We start from the raw sequence: 7,256 nt of genomic DNA on the forward strand, positions 1-7,256 counted from the left end.
CACTTAAATCCGCATCTATTAGATTGGCATTAACCAGATAAGCATCGCTCAAATCAGCATCGCTCAAGTCAACACCGCGCAAGTCTCGCCCCTCAACTTTATTGGTACGAATATCCTCTACTAAACGCCATTTTCGTTTGCTGCTTTCGTCATCTTCTACGCTTTCCGTCAATATTTGGATATTTTGAACGGGATAACCATTAATTTCTGTTAGTTCTCCTGACTCAAAATCAGATAAAAGCATATCAATATCTTCTTGATTGCCTTCTATTACTATTTTGATACTGCCTGGTTTAATAGCTATGACTTTTATATTACTATTAGGATATTTTGTTGAAAAATCGGATTGCCAAAATGATAAGTCAGATTGAACGGAGTCGATCTCACCTTCTAAAGTTATAGCTGAGATGACTTCTTGATTTTCTCTATCAATAACTAAGATTTGACGGGTAATTATTTGCACAGAACCTTGCTCCGTTTCAAGATTAGGGAGAACTGTAATCTGACTTATTGGCCGATAAAAGAGATTTTTATTGGGCATTAGTTCGATAATATCTTCCCAGTTTAATTCTAGCTTCTCACATATTCTTTTGAATGAATCAGGTTGAATCGGCTTTCTACTAAAAAATTTGGTGACTGTACTGCGAGATATAATCTGCGAATTAGCAAAATTAATTTTTGAGTCAAACCCTAACCTGATCAAGCTACTGTTTGCTTTCTCTATACCTTCTTCAGAAGCAATACAAGTTAGTCTTTTCTTTTTTCCGCAGTGGTCAGGATTTGACATAAATTAGCTAAAACCTTAAAAGAAATTTTTAACGCGATCGCATCTCAATCATAAAACAATCATACATGAGCCAAAAGAGGTTGACAATATAATCATTGCCTAGTCAGGGTTTCAGATATTTAGCCTCACAGTAGAAGTATGAACTTGAGGTTAAAAAAGCTATGGACACCAATCACAACCCTGACCAGTACGACATTATCAAAGAACGCCTGCGCCAAGCACGCCTCAGTTTTAACTTAGCTCTGGCAACAACTGCAACTTGTGCCATTGTTGGTTTTGCTGGGGTTGGACTGATGCTATTAGGTAAAGCACCAGAGGGAGTTGTAACCACTACTGGCGGGCTGTCTGCTACCGTCTACTGTTTGAAACTGGCAAGAGATGCAAACGATCGCTTAGACGAACTGGCAGAAGATTTAACCGAGGGCGATCGCTCCCACTAGATCTAAATATAGCGAAGTTGTTACTAGCTGCAAACAGAGTATTGTCCTAGATTAAGGGCGCGGTCTGATAAAAAATGGCTGTAACCTTTACCTGGCAATGGTTTAAACTGCTACTTTGCAGCTTATATCAGCTTCGCTAGTTTTCGGGCTATTTCTGCGCCATCTACAAAAAAAACCCGCCTGCGCGGGTTAAATTTATATAGTCCGCGAAGGCGGACTTGGTTTGTGTAGCCGCGAATTCTATTCGCCAGGCCTTATTCGCCAGGTCTTATTAAGCCTTCACAGCAACCTTCTCAGTAGCATCAGCACTCGCTTCAGGAGAACTAGCTTCAGAAGGCGGTACAACTTGCCAGAACTTCGGCAAATATTCCGACCAATTAGCCAGAATATGCTTCGCCTTCTCCGAACCAGTGCGATCGCTATGATCCTGAATTAACTCTTTCAATTGTTGCTCCCCAGCAGGGGTAATTACCCGCTGAACTTTCACAATCTCAGGGTTGACATGATTGGGGAAACTGCCATCTTCATCGAGGAAATAGCCCAAACCGCCAGTCATACCCGCACCGACGTTACGGCCAACTGTACCCAAAACCACGACAACGCCACCAGTCATATACTCGCAACAGTGATCGCCAGCACCCTCGATTACCGCTTTCGCCATCGAGTTACGAACCGCAAACCGTTCCCCTGCTTTACCATTAGCAAACAGAGTTCCCCCCGTTGCGCCGTATAAGCAAGTATTGCCCACGATTACGTTTTGTGCAGGGTCATAAGTCGCACCAGCAGGGGGTTTGATCGCGATCTCGCCGCCGTGCATTCCCTTACCAACGTAATCATTAGCCTCCCCTGATAAGCTCAGAATCATCCCTGGCAAATTGAACGCGCCAAAGCTCTGACCCGCACTACCAGTGAAGTTGAGGTTAATTTGACCTTCAAAACCGCTGTTACCATGTTGAAGTGCGATCGCGCCACTGAGTCGGGCTCCAACAGTGCGATCGGTATTCACTAAGGGGATGTTTTTGGTAACGCTACCATGATTGGCGATCGCGGCCTGAATCTCAGCATCCGCTAACAAATTGTCATCCAACACTGGCCCATTGCTGTGAACGTCGCTATGTACTAAGAAACTGCGATCGCTCTTAGTATCAGGTAACTGCGTCAGACAGTCCAAATTCACAGCCTGAGTCTTAGTCAAATGCACGCCTTCGCGCATCTTCAGCAAATCAGCGCGACCAATAATATCATTGAGCGATCGGTATCCCAATTTTGCCAACAAACTCCGCACTTCCTCCGCCACAAAGTAGAAGAAGTTAACAACGTGCTCCGGCGTACCTGGGAAACGCTTCCGTAGGTGTTCCTGCTGAGTTGCCACCCCCACTGGACAGTTATTCGTGTGGCAAATCCGAGCCATAATACAGCCTTCTGCGATCATCGCCACCGAGCCGAAACCGTACTCTTCACCGCCCATTAATGCGCTCATGACGACATCCCAGCCGGTTTTGAAGCCGCCATCCACTCGCAACACGACGCGATCGCGCAGCTTATTCTCCATCAACACCCGGTGAACTTCAGTTAAACCCAGTTCCCAAGGAGCTCCCGCGTGTTTAATCGAAGACAGGGGCGAAGCACCCGTCCCGCCGTCGTGTCCAGAAATTTGAATCACGTCAGCATTCGCCTTGGCGACACCAGCCGCGACGGTACCGATCCCAACTTCTGCCACTAACTTGACTGAAACGCCAGCCTGGGGATTAATTTGGTGCAAGTCAAAAATCAACTGCGCCAAGTCTTCAATCGAGTAGATGTCATGGTGCGGCGGGGGCGAAATCAGCGTTACTCCCGGCTTAGAACGCCGCAAATAGGCGATATACTGGCTCACTTTCGGCCCTGGCAATTGCCCGCCTTCCCCTGGTTTCGCACCTTGTGCCATCTTAATTTCGATCTGCTTAGCACTCATTAGGTACTCAGGTGTCACCCCAAAGCGACCAGAAGCAACTTGTTTGATGGCAGAGTTGGCTTTGTCGCCGTTCCGCAAGCCCTGCAAGTGAGAGAAAGTCGGCGAAAGTCCAGCCTCACTCACATCATCCAACACTTTGTATCGCTTAGGATCTTCACCACCTTCCCCAGAGTTAGACTTCCCACCGATGCGGTTCATAGCGATCGCTAGGGTTTCGTGAGCTTCCGGCGACAGCGCCCCCAGAGACATCCCCCCCGTCGCAAACCGTTTGACGATATCCGCCACCGATTCTACTTCTGATACAGGAATAGCAGCGCGATCGCTCTGGAAATCCAACAAATCCCGCAAAGCAGTTACGGGCCGATGTTCCAACTGCTGCTTGTAAACCTCGTAATGTTCATAAGCGGAAGAAGGGGTAGAGCCAGAATTTTCTTCTCTTTCCCTAGTCCCTAGCCCCTCTCCCCTAGCCCCTTCTTTAAAGCTGGTGACAGCCTTATGTAGCGCCTTCGCCATTTCCGGGCTATTCATGTGATATTCACCGCCTGGCCGGAACTGGACAAAGCCATAATTTTCCAGTTTCTTACCGCTCAATTCGGGGAAAGCCTTGCTGTGGAAGGAAATCACCTCAGTAGCCAATTCTTTGATACTCAAGCCGCCAATCCGAGAAACAGTCCCCCGGAAACCCAAATCCAGCAAATCGCCACCAATACCGATCGCCTCAAAGATTTGCGCCGCTTGATAGCTAGACAGCAGCGAAATCCCCATCTTCGACATAATCTTCAGCAAGCCATCTTCTACCGCCTTGCGATACTTAGCCTGAGCCGCTGCTAAGGTAATCTTAGCCAGTTTTCCCCGCTCCATCAGAGCTTGAGTCTTGGAATCAGACCACCAATGGCCGACGCTTTCCAAAGCCAAATAAGGACAAATAGCGATCGCACCATAGCCAATTAAACAAGCAAAATGGTGAGTGCTCCAACACTGAGCCGTATCCACAATTAGCGAACCCTTCATCCGCAACCCTTCGCGGATCAAGTGGTGGTGAACCGCACCCACAGCCAGCATCGGCGGAATGTAGGTATATTCCGTACTTAAAACAGCAGAAGAAATTCCCCCTTCTTCCTTCGCCACGCGATCGCTGAGAACTATAATTTTCGCACCCGATCGGATCGCCGCCGCCGCCGCCTGACAAAGTTGCTTAACTGCGGCCTCCAAACCAGCAGGGCCTTGGGCGATCGCGTACAGCGTAGATAACTCCTTAACCGGGAAAGCTTCTCTACTCTTCAACCAAGCCAATTCCGCCTCATTCAATACCGGCGAATTAATCTTCAGCATCCGGGCATTTTCCGGCTTCGCTTCCAACAAATTCCCCCGTTCGCCCAACTGCATACTTAGAGACATCACCATCCCTTCCCGTAGCGGGTCAATCGGCGGATTTGTCACCTGAGCAAAACGCTGTTTGAAATAGTCATAAAGCAAATGTGGTCGCCCAGAAAGCACCGCCAGAGGAATATCATCCCCCATACAAAAAGTTGGTTCCTTCCCCGTGCTCGCCATATCCGCGATCACCATTTCCAAATCTTCCGCCGTATAGCCAAAAGCAGTTTGATGACGGAGTAAAGTCTGAGCATCCAGACTTGTACTCTGAGCAAAATCTCCTACTGGCATAGTCTGACGGTGTTTTTGCAACCATTCACCATAAGGATATGCCTTCGCAGCCCGCTGCTTAATTTCCCAATTTTTCAGAACTTCATTGCTATCTAAATCAACAGCAATCATCTGTCCTGGCCCTAAGCGGCCTTTTTCCACAATATCTGCTTCGGGAATATCCACAACTCCTGCTTCCGAAGCTACAATCACCAAGCCATCTTTAGTAATACAATAACGAGCGGGTCGCAAACCATTGCGATCGAGGGTAGCGCCTACCTGTTTCCCATCACTAAATACCAACAGCGCCGGCCCATCCCAAGGCTCTTGAATACCGCTGTAATATTCATAAAAATCGACAATTTCAGGATAGGGAGCCAAAGCTGGCTGATTTTTATAAGCCTCCGGCACCAAAATCATTAATGATTCTAAAGTAGAGCGGCCCGAACGCACCAGCAACTCCATGATATTGTCCAAATTAGCCGAGTCGCTGTTCTCCGCGTCAACTGTGGGCTTAAATGTAGGGACATCAGTATCAGCCCAATGCGGATGAGCTAAATCTGCTTCCCGCGCCGTCATCCAGTTGATATTGCCTAATAGCGTATTGATTTCGCCATTGTGACCTAACAGGCGCATCGGTTGAGCCAGAGGCCATCGCGGCATAGTATTCGTACTGAAGCGTCGATGATAGACAGCGAAGGGGCTTTTGTAAGCAGGATTGGTTAAATCCGTGTAAAATTCTCCCAACACGGCCGATCGCACCATACCTTTATAGACGATTGTGCGCGTTGAAAAAGAGCAAACGTAAAATTCTTTACGGGGAAAACCAGAACGCTGAAAAAGGGTTTCGCCAATAGTCCGGCGAGTAAGAAATAATTGTCGTTCCAGTGCATCTCCTTGCAATTTTTCAGAACTAACAATTAATTGTTCAATTTGTGGTTGATTTTCCCGCGCCTGTATCCCCAAAACTTCAGGTTTAACTGGAACTTCTCGCCAACCTACCAGATTTAAATTTTGATCTGCGAGGGTTTGCTCGACTACTTGGCGAGCAATAGCGGCGTTCTCTTTGTCTGGGGGCAAAAATATCATTGCCACGCCGCTGTTTTCCGGTTTCGGAGTCTGGATTTGCTGCTGTGCAAACCATTCCTGTAATAATTCCCAAGGGATGGCCGTCATCAAACCCGCACCATCTCCAGAATCAGAGTCAGCACTACAACCGCCGCGATGTTCCAGACAAGTTAAAGCTGGCAAGGCTTTAGCAATAATTTCGTGTGTTGCAACCCCTGTTTGATTGGCTATAAATCCCACCCCGCAGGCATCTCTCTCTTCCACTAGCCACCTTTGGCCCGGATAGGGAGTTCCTGAATTTTGGCCTGAATGTAGATCTCGGTTATGATTCACGCTCGTGTTACCCATGTCGATTGAATACTACTATTGCTGTGTTTGTTTGATTGAGTCTTTTGTACTTTTGGAAAGAGGGCTGCCAAGCGGTGGGAGAACGGTAAATCCTAAAACAGCAAAGAGCCAGAAAAATCGATAAAAATTCACTATTTGTGCTGCTATGACCTTGCCCAGAAACCCTACTCGCAGATCCTAATTATCCTGACAGGTAGCCTGTGAAAATGTTATACAGAATACGCTATGCGTGCAGTATTAATTAAAAATTAAAAATTAAAAATTAAAAATGAAAGAATTCAAGTTCTTAATTTTAATTTTGCATTTTTACTTTTTAATTGCAGTGCTGGCATCAAGCTTGCCCTTGAATGGTTCCCCGGCCTGCAAGCTAGGCATTCTGCCTGCTTAGTTAGCTAATAAAACAGGCTCGTCATTACTTTAGCCCCCTTTTGTCAACTTTGCCATTTCGCCGCTTGGCTGACCCCATAGACGCAAAATCCACCCGCCCTCTCTAGGGTAGGTGCAATCTCGTTCATGTCAGTGCGGGGATAAGTCAAACCTTCCCTTTTTATTATTTGACATTCCCAGGTCTAAATCAACCGAGATAGTTGGTTGAGTATGGCTGCTTTAGAAACAAAAACCTAATTTTTGAGTTACGGCCTGTTGATTTTCCCCAGGCGTTAGTGCAGGGGATTCTAAGAGGATGTTACGAAGCAGGCTAAAACCTGGTTTTTTTTCGCAATTCCTCTCTAGGCTTGAGCCGCAGGGTTGCCAAGGAGGTTTTTGAGGAAAAATGGTTCTGTTATGATACAACACTCAAGCAAAAAGTCAACATTATGCTTAAAAGCCTTGGGCTTTTCACTCGTTTTTTGGTAAAGCCTGCGATCGCGATCGCTCTTTGTTTAGTCGTAAACCAAGCCGCTAGAGGGGCAGAGGGGCGGGGGGGCAGGGGGGCAGAGGGGCAGGGGGGCAGAGGGGCAGAGGGGCAGGGGGGCAGGGGGGTAGAGGAGCTGAGGGGCAGAGGAGCTGAGGGGCA

General features: G+C 47.3%; 4 protein-coding genes. 2 read left to right on the forward strand and 2 right to left on the reverse strand.

The features are described from left to right. On the reverse strand, nucleotides 1-787 hold a 787-nt coding region (locus OSCI_RS11355; protein WP_039962165.1), incomplete at its 3' end, for a pentapeptide repeat-containing protein. 161 nt (nucleotides 788-948) lie between these two features. Here OSCI_RS11355 and OSCI_RS11360 point away from each other — a divergent pair. Next, nucleotides 949-1,227 carry a TRADD-N-associated membrane domain-containing protein gene (locus OSCI_RS11360; RefSeq protein WP_007355091.1) on the forward strand — a complete coding sequence of 93 codons (279 nt, stop codon included), beginning with the start codon at nucleotides 949-951 and terminating at the stop codon, nucleotides 1,225-1,227. Nucleotides 1,228-1,498: 271 nt separating this feature from the next. Here OSCI_RS11360 and OSCI_RS11365 read toward each other — a convergent pair whose 3' ends face one another. After that, the gene (locus tag OSCI_RS11365; RefSeq protein ID WP_007355092.1) at nucleotides 1,499-6,241 is read right to left on the reverse strand and encodes a glutamate synthase-related protein; all 4,743 of its coding nucleotides are present in this window, start codon (nucleotides 6,239-6,241) and stop codon (nucleotides 1,499-1,501) included. Between the two features lie 815 nt (nucleotides 6,242-7,056). On the opposite strand from OSCI_RS11365, the gene OSCI_RS31460 reads away from it, so the two are divergent. Continuing rightward, a partial coding sequence (locus OSCI_RS31460) for a hypothetical protein (RefSeq protein ID WP_039962169.1) occupies nucleotides 7,057-7,256 on the forward strand: 200 nt, incomplete at its 3' end.

Source organism: Kamptonema sp. PCC 6506 (assembly GCF_000180455.1).
Lineage (GTDB): Bacteria > Cyanobacteriota > Cyanobacteriia > Cyanobacteriales > Microcoleaceae > Kamptonema > Kamptonema formosum.